The sequence below is a fragment of the Pseudomonas sp. WS 5079 genome, assembly GCF_012985465.1.
Lineage (GTDB): Bacteria > Pseudomonadota > Gammaproteobacteria > Pseudomonadales > Pseudomonadaceae > Aquipseudomonas.
In genome coordinates this window covers 1-17,858 of record NZ_JAAQWN010000004.1, presented here as the reverse complement: position 1 = coordinate 17,858, position 17,858 = coordinate 1, and the positions used below count along the sequence as shown (strand labels likewise).

Below are 17,858 nucleotides of genomic sequence, written 5' to 3'. Positions count from 1 at the left end.
CTCACTATGGCTTCTCGCTGGTACAACCCGATGAGCTGGAGTTTCTTCGGCTTCAACGATCCCAAAACAGGCCAGTACATCGAGGTCAATAACGAAATTGGCGGCCAGACGCGCTCGGGTGAAGTTGTTACACCCAAGAAGGCGATGGCGATTCCTATTGTCTGGTCCTGCGTAAAAATACTCAGCGAGACAGTGTCGGGGCTTCCCCTGAAGCTCTACGACGATCTCCCGGCGGGGCGAGCTCTTGCCAAAGGTAACAGCCGTGCGGCGCGCTTACTGGCTAAGCCAAACCCGTACATGACAATGCTCAACTTCATCAAAGCGATCATCGTCAACATGGCGCTGCGCGGGAATGCTTTTGCACTGATCGAGCGCAACGATGCAGGCGAGTTCATCGGTTTTATCCCGCTGGGCGCCGACTCTGTCGAGGTGAACACCGACGATGACTTGATTTACTGGGTGACCTTGAAGGGTGAGCGCTTTCCGGTATCTCCGGAGTTCATGTTGCACTTCAAGATATTCAGCGCGGACGGAATCAATGGGTTGTCCCCGGTTGAGTTTCAGAAGGAAGCGATGGGCCTGGCAAAAGCGGCTCAGAGCTGGTCATCGCGGTTTATGCGCAAAGGCGGCTTCACCGGCGGGTATGTCATCTACGACAACTTCTTGACTGCGGAACAGCAGGCGCAAGTGCTCGACAAGTTCCCAAAGATTCGTGATGGGGATGTAGAGGACATCGGGAAAATGGGGCTGCTTCAGGGTGGCCCGAAGATTGTCCCTGCCGGCATGACGCAGAAAGACAGCCAGTTCATTGAGTCCCAGCAGTTCCAGGAAGAAGCCCTTGCGGGTATCTGGGGCGTGCCGCTGTACCTGGCCAACCGCGCCGGCAAGACCTCGATCATGGGCTCCAACCTGGAGCAGCAAACCAGCGGTTTTATCACCTTCGGCCTCAGTCCCTACATCAAGGCGATCGAGGACGAGATCAACGACAAGCTCTTTGGCGGCACGACTCAGTTCGTCGAGTTCGTGGTGGAAGGCATTCTGCGGGCTGACAGCGCTGGTCGGGCCACCTACTACGGTAGCGCCCTGGGAGGCTCTGGCGGCTCCGGCTGGATGACCATCAACGAAGTTCGGCGCAAAGAAAACCTTCCTCCGCTGGTTGGCGAAGAATACGACCGGGTCACCCGGTGGGAGATGCAGACAAATGTCAAAGATTGAAGTCCCGTTTGAGCTGAAAGGAATGGACGACGCGGGCAACTTTGAAGGCTATGCCGCGGTGTTCAATAACATTGATCTGGGTGACGACGTGATCCTGCCCGGCGCATTCACGAAGGTGAAGACGACTCGCGGGGGACGCCTGAAACTGGCGCTGTTCCATGATCTGACCCGGCTAGTGGGCTCTGCGGCGTTCACCCAAGACGATCATGGCCTTTACCTCAAAGGCAAGATCAACCTGGCCGTGAGCTATGCGCGTGACGCATACGAGCTCATGAAGGAAGAGACGCTGGACAGTATGTCCATCGGCTTCAACACCATCAAAGCCACGTTTGAAGAGCGTGATGGTCGCACTGTGCGGCTGATCAGTGCTGCTGAACTGTGGGAAGCCTCAATCGTGCCTTTCGGCATGAACCCAGAGGCAAAGGTTACCGACGTGAAGTCGGATATCAGACTTTTTGAAGCAGCCCTGCGCGAACGCATGGGGCTCTCGCAAAAGGAGGCGGCAGCAGTCGCCTCGCTCGGCTATTCCGCCGTACACCGTGATGGTGGGACGGCGGCCACGGCGATCGTGGATGAGCTGAAAGAAATATCCAACCTGTTCAAAAACCAATTTGGAGTTCAGCCATGACCGCTGATGTTAAAGAAATTCGCGAAGCCCTGGAAAAACAACTCTCCGAGGGCTTCGGAGGGCTGCAACAGAAATATGACCATGTGTCGGCGGAGCTCGAAAAGGGCAACGCTGCAACCAAGGACATTAAGTCTCAGATCGAAAACCAAAAGGGTGAGATCGAGCGCGTTATCGAGCAGGTGCAGAAGCTCGAAGAAAAGGGTGTTCGTCTGCGTTCCCCGGGCGGCGAGCAGAAGGGCTTCATTGACTTCGTTAAAGGCAACGACGATTACAAAGCGCTGCTCGATAAGAAGCAGGACCGCGCCGAAATCGAAGTAACCAAATCGGCCATGGCGACCATGTCCGAGGCCAAGGTGACCAGCGCCGGTCTGGTTGCTCCTCAGTACGACCCAGTCATTCAGGACAAGCCACGGCAGAACCTGGTTATCCAGGACTTGATTCCGTCGACGCCAGTTACCGGCACCACCTTCACTTACTTCAAGGAACTGCTCCACACCCTGGGCGCAGGCATGGTCGGTGAGGGTGAAGCGAAGCCTTCCAGCGACGTGACCTTCGAAGAAGCCACCGACACCATCAAGAAGATCGCGGTTTGGATGCCGGTAACCGACGAAGCCCTGGACGACGTGCCGCAGCTCTACAGCTACATTCAGGAGCTGCTGCGCTATGACCTGAAGCTGAAGAAAGAAGGCCAAATCCTCAAGGGCGATGGCATCGGCAAGAACATGAACGGCATCATGACTCAGGCGACAGCGTTCAACGCTGCCTTGAGCAAGGCGAATGATACCGCTATCGACACGGTCCGCCGGGCCTTGTATCAGGTCGGCAAGCAATCCAAGCGTTCTGCTGATGCCGTAGTGATGACCGATCTGGATTGGATGAACATCGAGTTGGAGAAGGACGGCGAGAACCGTTACCTGTTTGCCAACCTGCAGGGCCTGGTTACTCCGATCCTGTGGGGCCGCCCAATTGTGGCTTCCGACAGCATGGACGAAGGCGATGGCACCACCACCGGTGGCGAGTTCCTGACGGGCTCTTTCGCCCAGGGCGCACGGATCTATGACCGCATGGCGTTCACCATCAAGGTCGGCATGATCAACGACGACTTCATCAAGAACAAGCGCGCCATCTTGGTCGAGGAGCGTTTGGGTCTGGCGGTGCGCCGCCCTTACGCGTTCGTGAAGGGCCGCTTCAAGCCTCAGGCTTGATTGTGTCGAATTGATCCCGGGGCCTTACGGCCCCTTTTTTTGTGGAGAAGGTTATGAAAATCAAAGTTCTGTGGGGCTTCGAAGGGGACCCTGACAAGGTCAAGGTGAACAACGGCCGAGTATCCGCCGGCGAGGTTCTCGACCTGGAAGATGAGGAATACGCTCATCGCTTGATCGGAAAGGGTTTGGCTGCACTCGACAAGGAAGGCTCCACACCCAAGACCAATAAGCAATCTAAGCCCGACGAGACCAAGTAATGATCGACCTGGCGCGCGTGAAGCTCCACCTGAAGGTGGACGGCGACGAGGAAGATGCGCTCATCACCGGTTACTTCGCGGCCGCCAAGTCCCATGTCGCAATGCACTGTGACCGGGAGCTGGTCGAGGGAGCACCGGCCGGACCAGAGCAGATGGGTTTTACCCCGGATGTTGAGCAGGCAGTGCTGCTGCTGGTCGGCCACTGGTATGCCAATCGGGAGGCTGTCGTGATCGGCACCATTTCATCGGCAGTCCCTATGGCTGTTGATCGTCTTCTCTGGCCAAGGAAGCGTTTCTGATGAGAGCAGGCCCAATGCGTCACCGCTGCACCATGTTCAGGCCGGTGCTGACCAAGAACAAATCAGGCGGCTCCGATGTCACCTGGGTCGAAGTCGGCAAGCTGTGGGCTGAGATCACTATGCCGACAGGCCGCATTGCCCCTGTTGCTGAAAGGCTTACGGCGGTAATCATCGCCGAAATCCGCATTCGCCCCAGGGCTGACGCGGTGGCCGGCAACCGCCTGGTGCATACGGCAAAAGGAATCACCACCACCTACCTGATCGGCGCTGTGCTGATCGACAACGAGAACACCATGCTCCGGCTGCCGTGTTCCAACGTACCCAACCCATAGAGGTGGATCATGAAAGTAATTGCCCTGGGCACCCTGTCCGGCGCCACTGGCGACCGGGAGAAGGGTGAAGATTTTGTGGTCGACGCCAAACTCGGCGCCGATCTTGTCGCGCGCGGCCTGGTGGAGCCTGCACCCGAAGCAGCGCCCACAACTGAAAAGCCGGCCAGGGCCAAGGAGTAGGCCATGGCTGTCCGCCGCTCCCGCATGTCCGGCGACTTCAAGTTGCGCCGAACCCTGCGAAATATCCACGCGACCATGGAAAACGAGCTGCGGCCGACCATGCAGAAATGTGCCGACCGTATCCTCGGCACCATGCAGCAGTTGATTCCAAAGGACACTGGCGAGGCCGCTGCTGCACTTAAGGCTTTCGTGTCGAAAAGCGGCCTGGATGCCCAGATCGGGATTCGAGGCAAACGGGATAATCAGCGATTTTTCTATTTGCGATTCATTGAGTACGGAACCAAAGGTTACAACGGCACCCTGTATCGACGAGCCGACCGAAACTCTATTGGCGGGCATACCAACAACCGTGACAAGTCAAAGATGGGTGGCCGGCGCAATGCATTGCGTGCAAGGGACACAAAGAACAAGTCGGACGGAGCCACGTTCTTCGGTAAATACCCGGATATCCCGGCCCGACCAGCGCACCCCTGGCTGCGGCCTGCAATGGACGTGAACCGCGAGTTCGTCATTGCAGAAATTGAGGCTGCGATCAGTCGAACGCTGATCAAGGCAAGCAGAGGCGAAGGATATGTCTGATCCGTCTGTTGCATTGCAGGAAGCAATGTTCGCTCGGCTGGAGGCCGAAGTGTCGTGCCCAGTTCATGACGGCGCGCCCCTGGACGCGCCCATGCCGTACGTTTCGTTCGACAGGGAGATATCCACCAACATCTCACCCATTGCCGGGAGGAAGCGGCAGCAGCGTCTGATCTACCTATCGGTTTGGTCGGATGCCATCGGCCAGGCAGAAGTTAAAGGAATCATCGGTGAGGTTGTAGTCGCCCTGGACGAGCGCCGCTTGCCGTTGACTGTGGGCCGGGCCGTATCGGTCAGGGTCGAGCAGGCCGACGCTCAGCGCGATGCTGACGGCGTCACGTACCAGGGATCGGTCACGGTCCGCGTTATCACCACCTACTAAATCCAACACCCCGGCCGCCCTGCGGCTTTATCCAATGTGCCCTTGGAGGAACCCCCATGGCCGAAGACAACCTCAACACAGCCGCCGGCTGCCGACTTGCTATCGGCAGTAAAAGCGCGGCTGACACAGAAGCTGAATACAAGGCAGATACTTACGTCGATGTTGGCGAGATCGAGGACCTTGGCGAGTTCGGCGATACCTTCAGCGCCGTGAACTTCACTGCGCTGAGCGATGGCCGTGTGCGCAAGTACAAGGGCACTGCCGATGCAGGCAACATGACCGTGACTGTCGGTTTGGACAATGGCGACGCCGGGCAGAAGGCGGTTGCGGTCGCGCATAAAGACCGTAGCAAGGGCAACTACAACATCAAGGTTACGCTGAACGATGGCGATCCGGGTGCCACCCCTGTGGTTCTGCCTACTACGTTCTACTTTGGCGTGAAGGTGATGAACAACACAGTCGCGCCAGGCGCAGCCGACAACGTCGTACGCCGCAACGTGACGCTCGCCATCAACACCGCAATCCTCGAAATCCTGGCCGGCCCAGCTGCCCCTTGAATGATGGGGGCTTGCCCCCGTCTCGACCGTGAGAATCTGGAATGAGCGAAGCCTTACACGGCACCATCACGCTGGTGATCGGTGCCCGCAGTTACACCCTCAAGCCCACCCTTGACGCAGCCCTGCGAATCGAAACCCGCTTTGGCGGGTTACGTGGTGCTCTGGAAGCCATGCGGCTGATGAGCATCGCTGCCTGCGCCGATATTCTGGTTGCGGGCGCCGACCTAAAGCCGGATCAGCATGCGGTTATCGCTGGTGAAGTTTTTCACACCGGCGTGGCCAAGGTGTCGGCCCAACTGACGGAGTTCATCACCGTCCTGCTCAATCCGGTGCCACCGAGCGTAGCCAGCCGGGGAAAGGACGAGGCGGACAGCACAGCGCAGTGAAGAACGGTAGCTACGTCGACTACCTGTTCGGCGTCGCTACTGGCTGGCTTGGCTGGCCGCCTGACACCGCCTGGCGCACCCCGATTCCGCAAATCATGCTCGCGCTCGATGCGCGCCTTGACTGGACTGGGCGGGGTCAGGCGCAAACCGGCGCCCAGAAGACTGCCCCACGCAAGCGTGAAAGCGTGGGAGATAGGCTGAAAGCCTTCCTGCGCGGGCGTCGTGAAGAGTAAGTGACCGCCTTTGTGCGGTTTTTTTGTGCTTGGAGAATTGCATGGCCGACCAACAAGTCCAGGGGATGCTGGTTCAGATTGAGGCGACAACAGCCCAGCTGCGTCGCGAACTGGCGACCGCTGACCAGGTGGTGGCGCGCAGCACTCAGGCGATCGACCGCAATTTGGCGAACGTCGATACGGCCTTCGACAGGACTGGCGCCGCGGCCCAGGGCGCTGGCGCTCTCATGCGAGGTGCCTTTGCCGCAGTGGCTGGCGCTGGCCTCATTGGCGGAATAATTAAGCAGGTCGACGCTTACGGGCAGATGTCCGACCGGATGAGGGCGGCTGCGGGTAGCGCGGGCGAGTACCAGTTGGTGCAGGAGCATCTGCTGCAAACCGCTCAAGAGACCTACCGTCCCTTGGCAGAGGCTCAAGAGCTCTACATCCGTACCGCTGACGTGATGCGTAGCTTGGGCTTCAACACTCAACAGACGCTCGATATCACTGACAGCTTCAGCTTTCTGCTGGTGACCAACGCTGCGGCGGCCGACAAAGCTGGCTCAGCGCTGGATGCTTATTCAAAGGCATTGCAAACCGGAAAGGTTGAGGCGGACGGGTGGGTCGCAATCCAAGGCGCTATGCCAACGATCGTCGAGGCCATTGCAACTGCTACCGGTAAAAGCGCGGAGGAGGTACGCAAGCTGGGTGTCGAGGGCAAGCTTTCCCTCGAAGCAATCAACGCCGGGCTTTTAGGCACTGTTGATGTAAATCGCAAGGCAGCCGCCGCAATGTCCACCAGCGTGCAGGACGCGATGGTGAACATCAGCAACGCCATCCAGACGTTCTTGGGTGGCATGGAAGAGCAGACGGGTGCGGTTGCAGGCCTTTCGGGAATCCTGCTCGCTCTAGCTGATAACGTTGACCTTGTCGCGGTTGCTATGGGGGGCGCGGGCGCAGCCGCACTGACCAACTATGTCGCGAAGTCCGGTCTGGCACTGAAGGCTGCCCTGGCCCAGCGCGCCGCAGAGATCCAAAACGCCCAGGCTGCACTGCGTGCCGCCGACGCGCAACGGATCTACGCACAAGCGCAGGTCCAGCAGGCACAGGCCTCCGTGGCAGCCGCCACTGGGCTCCAGCGTCTGTCGCTGGTACAGACGCAACTGATTCCGCGTCAGGCTGCGCTCAAGGCGTCCACCGACGCGCTGGCAATTGCTCAGATGAACCTGACGCGCGCTGCTACTGGCGGGCTGCTGGCTGCCCTGGGCGGGCCAATGGGCTTGGCGCTGTTGGCCGGCACGGCTGCGGCCAGCTTCCTGCTGCTTCGCGACAACGCCGACAAGGCCGGAGTAAGTCTCGACGATCTGCAAAAGCCGGTCGCCCAGCTGCGTGAGGAATTCGCAAAGCTCAACAAGGACCAGCGCGAAGCGTCGCTGGTCAAATGGCAGCAGGAACAGGTCAATGCCACTGACAAGGTCAGGGACGCCTATGGCGACCTGGCTAAGTCGATTCGCTCTGCCGTTGTTACCGCGCCGGCTCGAGACTCCAACGGCCAGTACAACCGGCAACTGGCCGAGTATCAGGGCCTGATCGATCGTCTAAACGAGGCGCGTGCTTCTGGCCAGGGATTGTCACCTGTCCTTCAGGAGGTCTCAGCTCGACTGCAACTGCCGGCCGCCACGATTCAGCAATGGATCACCCAGGCCGGCGCCGTCAGCGATGCCGACCAACGCACCAACCTGATCGCCGAAACGTTGCGGGTGCTCACTGGCGTCACCGACCAGAACACCTCGTCCACTCAGGCGAACAACGCTGCCAAGTCCGGAATGAGTACGGCCGGGCAGACGTACCTGGAATCTCTGCAGAAACAGTTGGCCGGCCTTCAGGACAACGGCGACGCGATGAAAATCGCCAACCGGCACATCGCAGACAATGTCGACCTCACCGAGACCGACCGGCAGGCGATCCTGTCAGCTGCCAGTGCGATCGAGTCACAGAAGAAGGCCAACAAGGACGCAACTGAAGGGAGCAAGGACCGCACCAAGTCGCTCAAGGACGAGATCAAAGCACTTGATGCGATCATCGACCGCGCGCTGCCTGAGAAGAAGCGCCTGAGCGATTTGTCGGAGGGCGTGCAGGGGCTGCGCAAGGCGCAGGCCGCAGGCAAGATCAGTGCCGCCGAGATGGAACTCGGTATCAAGAACCTCAACACGGCCTATGCCGACCCAGTCATCCAGAAGCGGGCGGAGGAAGAAAAAAAGCTTGCGGAAATCCGCCGCAACAGTGCAGACGCCTATCGCAAGGCCATGGAGGTTGTGCTGCAGACCCGCCAGGACGCGATCACCGCTGACGTGGCCGGGGTAGGCATGGGTGATGACGACCGAGAGCAGGCCGACCGGCTGAACGCGGTTCGCCAGAAATACGCCGAATCCCGCCGGCAGCTGGAGGAACAGCAAGAGGATGTTTCCCGCAGGCTCAGTCAGGAGGCCTACCAACAGCGCCTGGCCGATCTGGCTGACTATCAGGCCCGCGAACTGCAAATGGAGGTTGATGGCTTCGACGCACGGATGGAGGCACAGAGGGACTACCGCAATGGCGCCAAGCGCGCATGGGCAAACATTCAGGCCGACGCGGCCAACGTGGCCGGGGCAACAGATGACACGCTCACCACGGGCTTCAACTCGGCCCGGGATGCTCTCGCCGATTTTGCCATGACGGGCAAAGCCAACTTCAAGAGCTTCGCCGTCAGCGTCATCTCTGACATGGCCAAGATCGCCAGCCAGCAGGCTGCGAGCTCGCTACTGAGTGGGCTGGTGGGGATGGGCGTCTCGGCAGTCGGCAGCTACTTCGGCGGCGGCAATGGTATGGCCGCTGGTTCGGCCGGTGCCAACTCTTCTAGCCTCGGTGCATCACAGGCAGGCTATGGCAGCGCTTACTTCCCGCAGGCGAAGGGCGGGGCCTGGAACGGTGGCGCACAGTTTTTTGCTAAGGGCGGCGCCTTTACGAACAGCATTGTGAATCAGCCCATTGCATTTGGTATGGCCGATGGCGGCCTCGGTGTTGCTGGTGAGGCTGGCCCGGAGGCGATCATGCCGCTGGCCCGCGGTTCAGATGGATCGCTGGGCGTGCAAATGGTTGGCGGGATGGGGTCGGGCTCGACGGTCGTGCAGGTCACCGTCCCGGTTTCCTTGACTGTTGAGGATCGGAGCAATGACGGCATGGAGTTGGACAGCGCAGCTTTGCAGCAGAACCTACAGCAGCAAATGGAAGGGGTAGCCGAGCGTGCGATCGCCGTGTCATGGCGCCCCGGCGGCGTTAGTCACCGCAACAGTACCGGGAGGCGCTGATGGCAATCGAAACATTCACCTGGGTACCTGACGATGAGGCTGGTGGTGACAGCACCCTGCGGACAAGAAAATCACAGTTCGGTGATGGCTATGCCCAAGTGTCCAGCGACGGGCTGAATGGTGAGACCGATAGTTGGTCCCTTTCATTCGGTGGCCTGACAGACGAAATCGCGCCGGCGATCGCATTCATACGTCGCCACCGCGGCGCCAAGTCGTTCCTGTGGACCAATCCCGAGGGTGTGCTCGGTATGTACCGGTGTGAAACCTTCCGACAGCAACGCAAGCCAGGTGGCCTCGCGGTGCTGTCGGCAACCTTTGAGAGAGCGTTTCATCCATGAGCTTGATCACGCAGTTACAGAAGCTCGATCCCGGGGCCGAGATCCTACTATTCGAGTTGGATGGCTCGGACTTCGGTGCCGACGTGTTGCGGTTCCATGGCCACGCAATTCCGCATACAGCGGAAGAGCTGGCGGCGGCCGGCGCCAGTGCCGATCAGTTGCCTGCCAAATCCATCTGGTGGCAGGGAAACGAGTATGCCGCCTGGCCAATGCAGATCGACGGGATCGAGGCAAATTCGGACGGCACCGTGGTGCGGCCGACGCTGACGGTGGGCAACGTCAACGGTCGTATTACCGCGCTGTGCTTGGCCTTCGACAATCTGCTCGAGTTCCAGCTGACGATGCGCCTTACCCTGGCGCAGTACCTGGACGCTGACAACTTCCCCGAGGGCAATCCCGAGGCTGATCCGGGGGAGGAGGCGCTAGAGGTGTGGTACGTGGATCAGAAGATATCGGAGAACGGCACCACTGTTGCCTGGGAGCTCGCCAGTCCCGGTGATGTTGGCGGTGAGACGATCGGTCGGCAGATGACAACTCTGTGCCACTGGGCTATGACCAACGGTTACCGGGGACCAAATTGCGGATACACCGGCCCTTACCGTGACAAGGATGGCAACCTGACCGACAACCCCGTGCTGGACGAGTGCGACGGATGTATGGGTACCGGGTGCGTGCCGCGCTTCGGCGAGGGCAACCCGCTGCCGTACGGGGGTTTTCCAGCTGTGTCACTCATTGCCCGGAGCTGAAAAATGCGCAAACACATCATCGCAGCCATACAGGCGCATGCGGCGGCCGAGTACCCGAAAGAGTGCTGCGGGCTTTTGATTTCCGTGGGCCGGGCGGAGAAGTACTTCCCTTGCAGGAACATCGCCGCCGATCCGAATGAAGAGTTCCGTCTTGATCCCGAAGACTATGCCGCGGCAGAAGATCAGGGCGCGGTGATCGGCATCGTGCATTCGCACCCCGATGCTACATCCAGACCATCACCTCACGACTTGGCCATGTGTGAGGCCACGGCCTTGCCCTGGCACATTCTGTCGTGGCCCGAGGGGGATCTGCGGACGATCACCCCGACCGGTAGCGTGCCGCTACTCAAGCGACCGTTTGTTCATGGGGTTTGGGACTGTTGGGCAGTATGCGCCGAGTGGTACCAGCGTGAGTGGGGGATTGAGTTCGAAGCCTTCCAGCGTGCTGATGGCTGGTGGGAGAGTGCTGACAGCGTCAGCCTGTACGAGCAGCATTATGAGGCCGCCGGGTTCGTCCGCGTGGACAGACCGCAGCGCGGCGACATGATCGTGATGGCTGTAGGTCGCACTGCGCACCCGAACCACGCCGGGATCTATCTGGGCAGCGCCCCTGCGCTACCCGGTGAGCAGGCCGAGGTCTTCGGCTCCGGCCCGTTCCTGCTGCACCACCTGTATGGCAGGCCGTCAGAAATCATCGTTTTTGGTGGGCCATGGTTCGACCGGACCCGCCTGGTGCTGCGCCACCGTGATGCGAGGTGATACATTGAGCGCTTTCGAGGGAGAGAAGAAATGCGAATTCTGATCGGGGCGTTGGGCTTGGTGTTTGTCGCGGGGTGTGCGAGCGTCGGCGATACCAGAAGCAATCCGCCGCTGCTCAATCTCAAAACATCAAAACAGCCTGCAGAGGTCGCGGAGTGTATTCGCGATTCTTGGCAAGCCACTACTGTGCTCGGCGTAAGTGTGGGCGGCGTCCTCCAATCTTCCGGCCCGCGCTATTCCATTCTGGCTCCAGATGCCCAGTCGCCTCTCCATGTTGTGGATGTAACTCCTACAGAGGGCGGGTCTTTGGTTCGGTACCACTTTTACCGTACCTGGCAGTCGCCTCTTCAGCGAGTCACCGATGCTGTCAGGTCTTGCGCTGGATAGCGCACCCCAATCAATTTCAAAAGCCACCTTCGGGTGGTTTTTTTCTGTCTGGAGAAATCAATGTCGGTTCTCGCTATCGAATACCAGCCAATGAAAACAGTTTTGTTGTATGGCCAGCTTCGACAATTCGGGCGGTCGTTCAGGCTGTCGGTACGGTCTCCAGCCGAGGCGATCAAAGCGCTCTGCGTGCAGATTCCCGGGTTTGAACGGTTCCTCGCCAATGCCAGAGCAGAAGGGATCGAGTTTGCCATTTTTCGAGGGAGCAAAAACCTAGAGGAAAAAGAGCTTGGATTCAGCGGTTCCGGTGATATACGGATCGCTCCAGTTGTCGTCGGCAGTAAGCGGGCGGGGCTGCTTCAAACCATTATTGGCGTGGTTATTGTCGCACTGGCGTGGTGGAACCCGCTGGGTTGGTCTGCTGCAACGGCATTGGCTGTAGGCATGGGCGGCGGATCAATGGCCATCGGGGGCGTTATCCAAATGCTGAGCCCCCAAGCCAAGGGGCTATCTATGAGCGGTGGCCCAGAAAACATGCCTTCCTACGCTTTCGGATCCGCCAAGAACACTACGGCTAGCGGCAATCCGGTCCCGATCTGCATTGGCCGGCGCCGGTGGGGTGGGGCGATCATCTCTGCCTCGATCTACGCCCAAGACAAGGCGTAGCGCTCATCACCAAATATTACAGAACGCCTCCGGGCGTTTTTTTATGCCTGGAGAAAAACGTGGACGCAGCAGCTCACATTGATGTTACCGGTTCGAAGGGCGGCGAGAAGAAGCCGAAGACCCCGGTAGAGGCGCCGGACAGTCTCCGCTCCACGAACATCGCCAAGATCTTGCTGGCGGTGGGCGAGGGCGAGTTTGATGGTACGCCGACTGCGCGTGACATTTATCTCGACAACACACCGATCATGGACGCTGGCGGGAGTATCAATTTCCCGGGCGTGAAGTGGGAATGGCGGCCGGGCACAGTGGAGCAGGAATACATTCAGGGTATCCCTTCAGTCGAAAACGAAACCACCGTCAACGTCGAGCTGCGTAGCGATAACCCCTTCACCCGCACATTGAGCAACACTCAGCTCTCCAGGCTTCGTGTGCGATTCGCCTGGCCGCGCCTGGTGAGCCAAGACAGCAGCGGTAACACCAATGGCTATCGGATCGAGTACGCCATCGACATCTCTACCGATGGTGGCGCGTTCGTGGAATCGCTGCGTGGGGCTGTGGACGGAAAGACCACTAACGGTTATCAGCGCTCTGAGCCCGTGAATCTCCCGATCGCCACTACTGGCTGGGCCTTCCGAGTGCGCCGCCTCACGCCGAACGCCAACGCCGGCACGATCGCTGACACGATGACCATCGCGGGATACACGGAGATCATCGACCAGAAGTTGTGCTATCCGAATACCGCGCTGCTGTACATCGAGTTCGACGCCGAGCAGTTCCAGAACATCCCAGCGGTGACCGTCAACTGCAACGGTCAGCGCTGGCCAGTACCGAGCAATTATGACCCCGTGAGCCGGACCTATGCCGGGGTGTGGGATGGCACGTTCAAAATGGGCTGGACGAACAACCCGGTGTGGGCTACCTACGGCATCTGCGTTAATGATCGCTTTGGCCTTGGCAAGCGTATCCAGAGCTGGATGGTCGACAAGTGGGAGATGTACCGCATCGGCCAATACTGTGATCAACAGGTGTCGAACGGGGTTGGTGGCCTGGAGCCGCGCTATCTGTGTGATCTGAACCTGCAAGGCAAGGCCGAGGCCTGGACGCTGCTGCGTGACCTGTCGGCAATCTATCGCGGAATGGTTTACTGGGCGCAGGGCTCGCTGTACATGCAAGCCGACATGCCGCGCGCGCAGGACATCGATTACACCTTCACCCGTTCGAATGTCATCGACGGCGACTTCGTCTACGGCGGCGCCGAGCGCGACACGCATTACAGTCGCGCCCTGGTCAGCTATGACAACCCGCTCAACAACTACGACACCGATGTAATACCGGTGACTGACGCAGCCCTCCAGCGCCGGTACCGCGACCGGCCCATTGAAATCTCGGCGATCGGCTGCACGCGGGCCAGTGAGGCCCAGCGCCGCGGCAAGTGGGCGCTGCTCAGTAACAGCCAGGACCGCACCGTATCGTTCAAGACGGGCATGGAAGGGGCGAGCGTCTTGCCAGGCTTCGTGATACCCGTCGCTGACGAACTGGTGGCGGGAAGGCCGAATGGCGGGCGCATCTCTGCGGTGTCGGGACGCACTGTGACGTTGGACCGTGACACGCCAGTGAAGGCCGGTGACCGCTTGATCGTCAACCTCCCGAACGGCACAGCGCAGGGAAGAACCGTTGAGTCTGTTGCCGACCGTGCTGTGACGGTGACCACTGCTTACACGCTGCAGCCCGAGCCGCAATTGCAATGGGCAATTGACTACGAGGATCTGGCCGTTCAGTTGTTCCGCGTGCTCAAGCGCAAGCGCACAGCCGAAGGCGAGTATGAGTTCACCGCGCTGGAGTTCAACCCGAGCAAGTTCGCAGCGATCGACAACGGCGCCAAGCTGGAAGAGCGCCCAATCAGCGTAATCCCGGTGACCACCGTCCCGTCCCCGGCCAGCGTCAGCCTGACCTCTGGTCACGCTATTGATCAAGGTATCGCGGTAAACACACTGACGATCGAATGGCCTGCGGTTGAGGGTGCGGTCGCCTATGACATTGAGTGGCGAAAGGACAACAATAACTGGATCAGGCTGCAGCGCAATGGCTCGACCAGTGTAGATGTCACGGGTATTTATTCGGGTGCGTATCTGGCCCGGGTGCGTGCGGTGAGCTCCTTTGACATCACGTCGCAATGGCGAAACTCGATCCTGACCAGCCTGAAGGGTAAAGAGGGTGTGCCGCCGGCTGTGGCATTCCTGACCACCACCAGCCTTGTCTACGGTATCGGCATCCAGTGGGGTTTTCCACCAGGTGCAGAGGATACCCAGCGCACGGAGCTCTGGTATAGCGAGTCGCCCGATCTGGAGACCGCTAAGAAGCTCAGCGACTTCAGCTACCCGCAGGCCAAGCACGAAATGCACAGCCTGCTGGCAGGGGCGAGCCTGTTTTTCTGGGCGCGTCTGGTGGACCGTACCGGCAACGTCGGGCCGTTCTTCCCGGTCACGGGGGCGGTCAATGGCCAGGCCAGCTCGGACCAGACCGAGTACGACAAGTACTTTGCCGACAAGATCGGCAAGGGTGCGCTGTATCCAAGCCTGCGAGAAGAGATCGACCTGATTTCGGGGGATGGCGACGGATCGGTCAACGAACGATTGAAGGAGGCCAAGGCAGAACTGGAGGGGTTGCTGGGCCAGATTACCGGGGCGGAGCCGTACGATCCCACGAAACCCTACACAGCCGGCGCATTCACGCAAAAGGATGGGCACCTGTACCAGGCGACTGGCCCGGTACCGGCCGGCGAAGCGCCGCCAAACCCGCTGTACTGGAAGGACATCGGCACGATCCTGCAAACCACCGACGCGCTGGCCCAGCAGGTTCAACTGGTCACCAGCATGATCGAGGAGATTGAGGGCCAGGTGGTGGCCACCGCGACATCGGTTGAGGCACTGCGCTCGGCCGCCCGTGGTGATGATGGTGCGGGCGACCTGGCGGACGCGATGAAGGGCTGGCAATCGACGGCTGATCTCGGGATTGAGAAGCGCACGCGAGCTTCTGAAAGCGATGCAATGGCGCGGCAACTGACCACGCTCAACGCCAGGGTAGGGGCGAACCAGTCCGGGCTGACCGTGCTGGAGCAGGTGGTGGCCACCAACAAGCAGACGGCAGCCACCCAACTGACTCAGCTCAAAAGCGACTTGGAGTTGACCGAAGGGAAGGTAGCCGGCAATGCCCAGGCCATTACCGGCCTCGACACCAAGGTCACCAACCTCGACGGCAAGGTCACGTCTCAAGCGTCCAGCAATGAGGCGCTGCGGGCTTCGGTGCGCGGCGATGATGGTTCCGGTGATCTTGCCGGCGCTATCAAGGCCTGGGAGTCGACAGCCAGCTTTGAGGTCGAGAAGAAGGTGCAGGCTACTGCGACTGAGGCGCTGGCCAAGAGGACAGAAACCCTGCAGTCGAGCATCGGCCAGACCAGTGCATCTGTGCAGGCCGTCAGCGAGACCGTGGTCCAGCTCGACGGCAAGGTTTCTGCCCAGACCACCATGAAGGCTCAAACCATTGTGGATGGTCGGAAGGTTGTGACTGGGCTGGCGTTTGGTTCGGATGGTGAACAGTCGGAGTTCTTGATTTTTGCGCAGCGATTTGCAGTCGTGAACGAGATCGACGGAACAGTCATCCCGATGTTTGTGGTCCAGAACAATCAGGTTGTATTCAACACAGCGATCATCAGCAAGGCGTTTATCCAGGAGATCATCCTTGGAATGAACTTGAAGTCCGCAGCTGTAGATGGAAATGGGCAGCCGCTGTTCGAGTTGAATGTGGCGACTGGCTCCTGGGTGTTCCGTGGTAGTAAAAACGGCAACTCCTCACTACTCAATAGTGACGGGCTTAAATTCACCTATGCCAACGGTGTTGATGGCATTGAACTGGTTCTTTGACATGGTTGGTTTAATAATTAGGGATAAAGACACAGGTTTAGTAAAAGTTGATATGACTAGTTTCATTAGTCAAGAGACTGGAAGCGTTGAAACGGGCGGTCAGAACGGGTCTATTCAGATACCGGCTGCGCCGCCTGGCAGGTCCCTGTTTTTTTCTGTCTGTCCGCTGGTTGATTTGCAGGTTGAGAAAGGGAAGAGGCCTGGAGTCACGCTTAACGGAACCACTCTGTCTTGGGTTTATTCATACAATACCGCTGGCTGGGGTTTCTTCTCGGCCAATTGTCGCATTAGCTACGGGTACTACTAATGAGTGCAAGGTTAATAGCCAGGCTTGAAAGTGGTGAGATTTTGTATGACACAACTAAGATTAGCTATGGATTAGTAAAGTCGGGATATCTTAGCTATTTTGAAAACTGGAGGCAGCTACGTAAGCGCGGGATCAACGTTGATCCTAATATTGGTAGTAGCTGGGTTGATCAAGGAGTGCCTGGCATTAATCAGTACGGCTTCACCGTAGACAATCCTAGATCCCCAATTGTTTTTTTGGTGGGTAAGGGGGTCGTGACGGGCGTTAAGGTCTCTGGGAACAGTAAGACATATCTTTATGCTGGAGCTTCTGAGGTAACCAAGTTTTACTGTTTTGATTTGATGGCGGATGATGAGGTTAACGGCCCCGGCCTAAAGTCGAGGTCCGATAATGGAGTTTTGACATTCAATTCAAGGCAGGCCCCGCTTAATGTGATTGCTGCTGTAACCGCTCCGGTGCCTGGTACACCCAATAGATTTGGTAGGCCAGTAACTACGTACGTTGGTGGTCGGAATGAACGTATAAGTTTTCAAACCACAGGGGGGTGTGCTTCTGTTCATTCGGTCGTAGATGTACCACTTCCAGGTGGCTATGAATATGCAGCCTTTCTGCCATGGAGTAGAAGTTGTGGGATTGTCGATCCCTATGCCTACAATACGTCCGGCGGTGATATATATGGCGTTTCGGAAGGGGCATATGGCCGCAATGGTGGTATGTCCTTTTTTTTCGGATCGCCTGGGAAGACAACAATGGATCAATGGTTTGGTGGGGATGGTGAAGTTTGTTATTACCTAATGCCAACGGATAGATACCCAACAGCATTAGTAATAAAAACTGCTGGTTTGCCATTTCCCTTCAATTGATTGTTACGAACTTAATTAGTTTACTTTGTGTAGACACCTAATTGGAGAGACCTATGGCTTCTTGGTTTTCAGAAGGGACTGTGAGCGTGCAGAACGGGGGCACGACAGTAACGGGCGTCGGCACCAAGTTCTCGAACTGCCGTTCCGGGGATATGTTCGTCGGTCCCGACCTGGGCATCTATCAAGTGATCAACCCAGCCAGCGATACGTCGCTTGCCATTTCGCCACCGTACCGTGGGCCGGCCATTGGCGGCGCCGGGTACGGGATTGTGCCTGTCAACGGATACCCCAAAGCCCTG

General features: G+C 58.7%; 19 protein-coding genes and 1 pseudogene. All 20 read left to right on the top strand.

What is annotated here, in order from left to right; all coding sequences use genetic code 11:
• Positions 1-6 precede the first annotated feature (6 nt).
• Complete coding sequence (locus HBO05_RS11535; protein WP_170058970.1) at positions 7-1,215, top strand: phage portal protein; 1,209 nt, start codon at positions 7-9, stop codon at positions 1,213-1,215.
• Complete coding sequence (locus HBO05_RS11530) at positions 1,202-1,843, top strand: HK97 family phage prohead protease (RefSeq protein ID WP_010564188.1); 642 nt, start codon at positions 1,202-1,204, stop codon at positions 1,841-1,843. The genes HBO05_RS11535 and HBO05_RS11530 overlap by 14 nt, the downstream gene beginning before the upstream one ends.
• The gene (locus HBO05_RS11525; RefSeq protein WP_169872361.1) at positions 1,840-3,048 is read left to right on the top strand and encodes a phage major capsid protein; all 1,209 of its coding nucleotides are present in this window, start codon (positions 1,840-1,842) and stop codon (positions 3,046-3,048) included. Before HBO05_RS11530 ends, HBO05_RS11525 begins: the two co-directional genes overlap by 4 nt.
• A 53-nt stretch (positions 3,049-3,101) precedes the next feature.
• Positions 3,102-3,305, top strand: coding sequence for a hypothetical protein (locus HBO05_RS11520; protein ID WP_169872362.1), 204 nt, complete (start codon positions 3,102-3,104; stop codon positions 3,303-3,305).
• Entirely contained in the window at positions 3,305-3,604 is a 300-nt protein-coding gene (locus HBO05_RS11515; protein WP_169872363.1) for a head-tail connector protein, read from the top strand. The genes HBO05_RS11520 and HBO05_RS11515 overlap by 1 nt, the downstream gene beginning before the upstream one ends.
• Before the next feature lie 14 nt (positions 3,605-3,618).
• A complete protein-coding gene (locus HBO05_RS11510) occupies positions 3,619-3,936 on the top strand; it encodes a head-tail adaptor protein (protein ID WP_262381403.1) in 318 nt (105 codons plus the stop codon).
• 9 nt (positions 3,937-3,945) lie between these two features.
• Positions 3,946-4,116, top strand: coding sequence for a hypothetical protein (locus HBO05_RS11505; RefSeq protein WP_172312706.1), 171 nt, complete (start codon positions 3,946-3,948; stop codon positions 4,114-4,116).
• A gap of 3 nt (positions 4,117-4,119) precedes the next feature.
• A complete protein-coding gene (locus tag HBO05_RS11500; protein ID WP_172312704.1) occupies positions 4,120-4,695 on the top strand; it encodes an HK97-gp10 family putative phage morphogenesis protein in 576 nt (191 codons plus the stop codon).
• Complete coding sequence (locus HBO05_RS11495; protein WP_172312702.1) at positions 4,688-5,074, top strand: DUF3168 domain-containing protein; 387 nt, start codon at positions 4,688-4,690, stop codon at positions 5,072-5,074. Before HBO05_RS11500 ends, HBO05_RS11495 begins: the two co-directional genes overlap by 8 nt.
• A gap of 56 nt (positions 5,075-5,130) precedes the next feature.
• Positions 5,131-5,631 carry a hypothetical protein gene (locus HBO05_RS11490; protein ID WP_172312700.1) on the top strand — a complete coding sequence of 167 codons (501 nt, stop codon included), beginning with the start codon at positions 5,131-5,133 and terminating at the stop codon, positions 5,629-5,631.
• A 41-nt stretch (positions 5,632-5,672) separates the two neighbouring features.
• Positions 5,673-6,017 (top strand): hypothetical protein, encoded by a 345-nt coding sequence (locus HBO05_RS11485; RefSeq protein ID WP_172312698.1) that lies wholly within the window; start codon positions 5,673-5,675, stop codon positions 6,015-6,017.
• Positions 6,014-6,250: a hypothetical protein gene (locus HBO05_RS11480; RefSeq protein ID WP_172312696.1), complete on the top strand. Its 237-nt coding sequence runs from the start codon at positions 6,014-6,016 to the stop codon at positions 6,248-6,250. Before HBO05_RS11485 ends, HBO05_RS11480 begins: the two co-directional genes overlap by 4 nt.
• A gap of 41 nt (positions 6,251-6,291) precedes the next feature.
• Entirely contained in the window at positions 6,292-9,576 is a 3,285-nt protein-coding gene (locus HBO05_RS11475) for a phage tail tape measure protein (RefSeq protein ID WP_172312694.1), read from the top strand.
• Positions 9,576-9,914 (top strand): phage tail protein, encoded by a 339-nt coding sequence (locus HBO05_RS11470; RefSeq protein ID WP_172312692.1) that lies wholly within the window; start codon positions 9,576-9,578, stop codon positions 9,912-9,914. The genes HBO05_RS11475 and HBO05_RS11470 overlap by 1 nt, the downstream gene beginning before the upstream one ends.
• On the top strand, positions 9,911-10,660 hold the full coding sequence (locus tag HBO05_RS11465) for a phage minor tail protein L (protein ID WP_172312690.1): 750 nt from the start codon (positions 9,911-9,913) through the stop codon (positions 10,658-10,660). The genes HBO05_RS11470 and HBO05_RS11465 overlap by 4 nt, the downstream gene beginning before the upstream one ends.
• 3 nt (positions 10,661-10,663) lie before the next feature.
• Positions 10,664-11,419: a C40 family peptidase gene (locus HBO05_RS11460; RefSeq protein ID WP_172312688.1), complete on the top strand. Its 756-nt coding sequence runs from the start codon at positions 10,664-10,666 to the stop codon at positions 11,417-11,419.
• Positions 11,420-11,866: 447 nt separating this feature from the next.
• The gene (locus HBO05_RS11455; protein ID WP_172312686.1) at positions 11,867-12,469 is read left to right on the top strand and encodes a tail assembly protein; all 603 of its coding nucleotides are present in this window, start codon (positions 11,867-11,869) and stop codon (positions 12,467-12,469) included.
• Positions 12,470-12,528: 59 nt separating this feature from the next.
• Complete coding sequence (locus tag HBO05_RS11450; RefSeq protein ID WP_172312684.1) at positions 12,529-16,389, top strand: phage tail protein; 3,861 nt, start codon at positions 12,529-12,531, stop codon at positions 16,387-16,389.
• 306 nt (positions 16,390-16,695) lie between these two features.
• Positions 16,696-17,559, top strand: a complete 864-nt coding sequence (locus tag HBO05_RS11445) for a hypothetical protein (RefSeq protein WP_170060634.1) — start codon at positions 16,696-16,698, stop codon at positions 17,557-17,559.
• Between the two features lie 53 nt (positions 17,560-17,612).
• Positions 17,613-17,858 (top strand): annotated as a pseudogene (locus HBO05_RS29085) (tail fiber domain-containing protein); the annotation flags it as partial.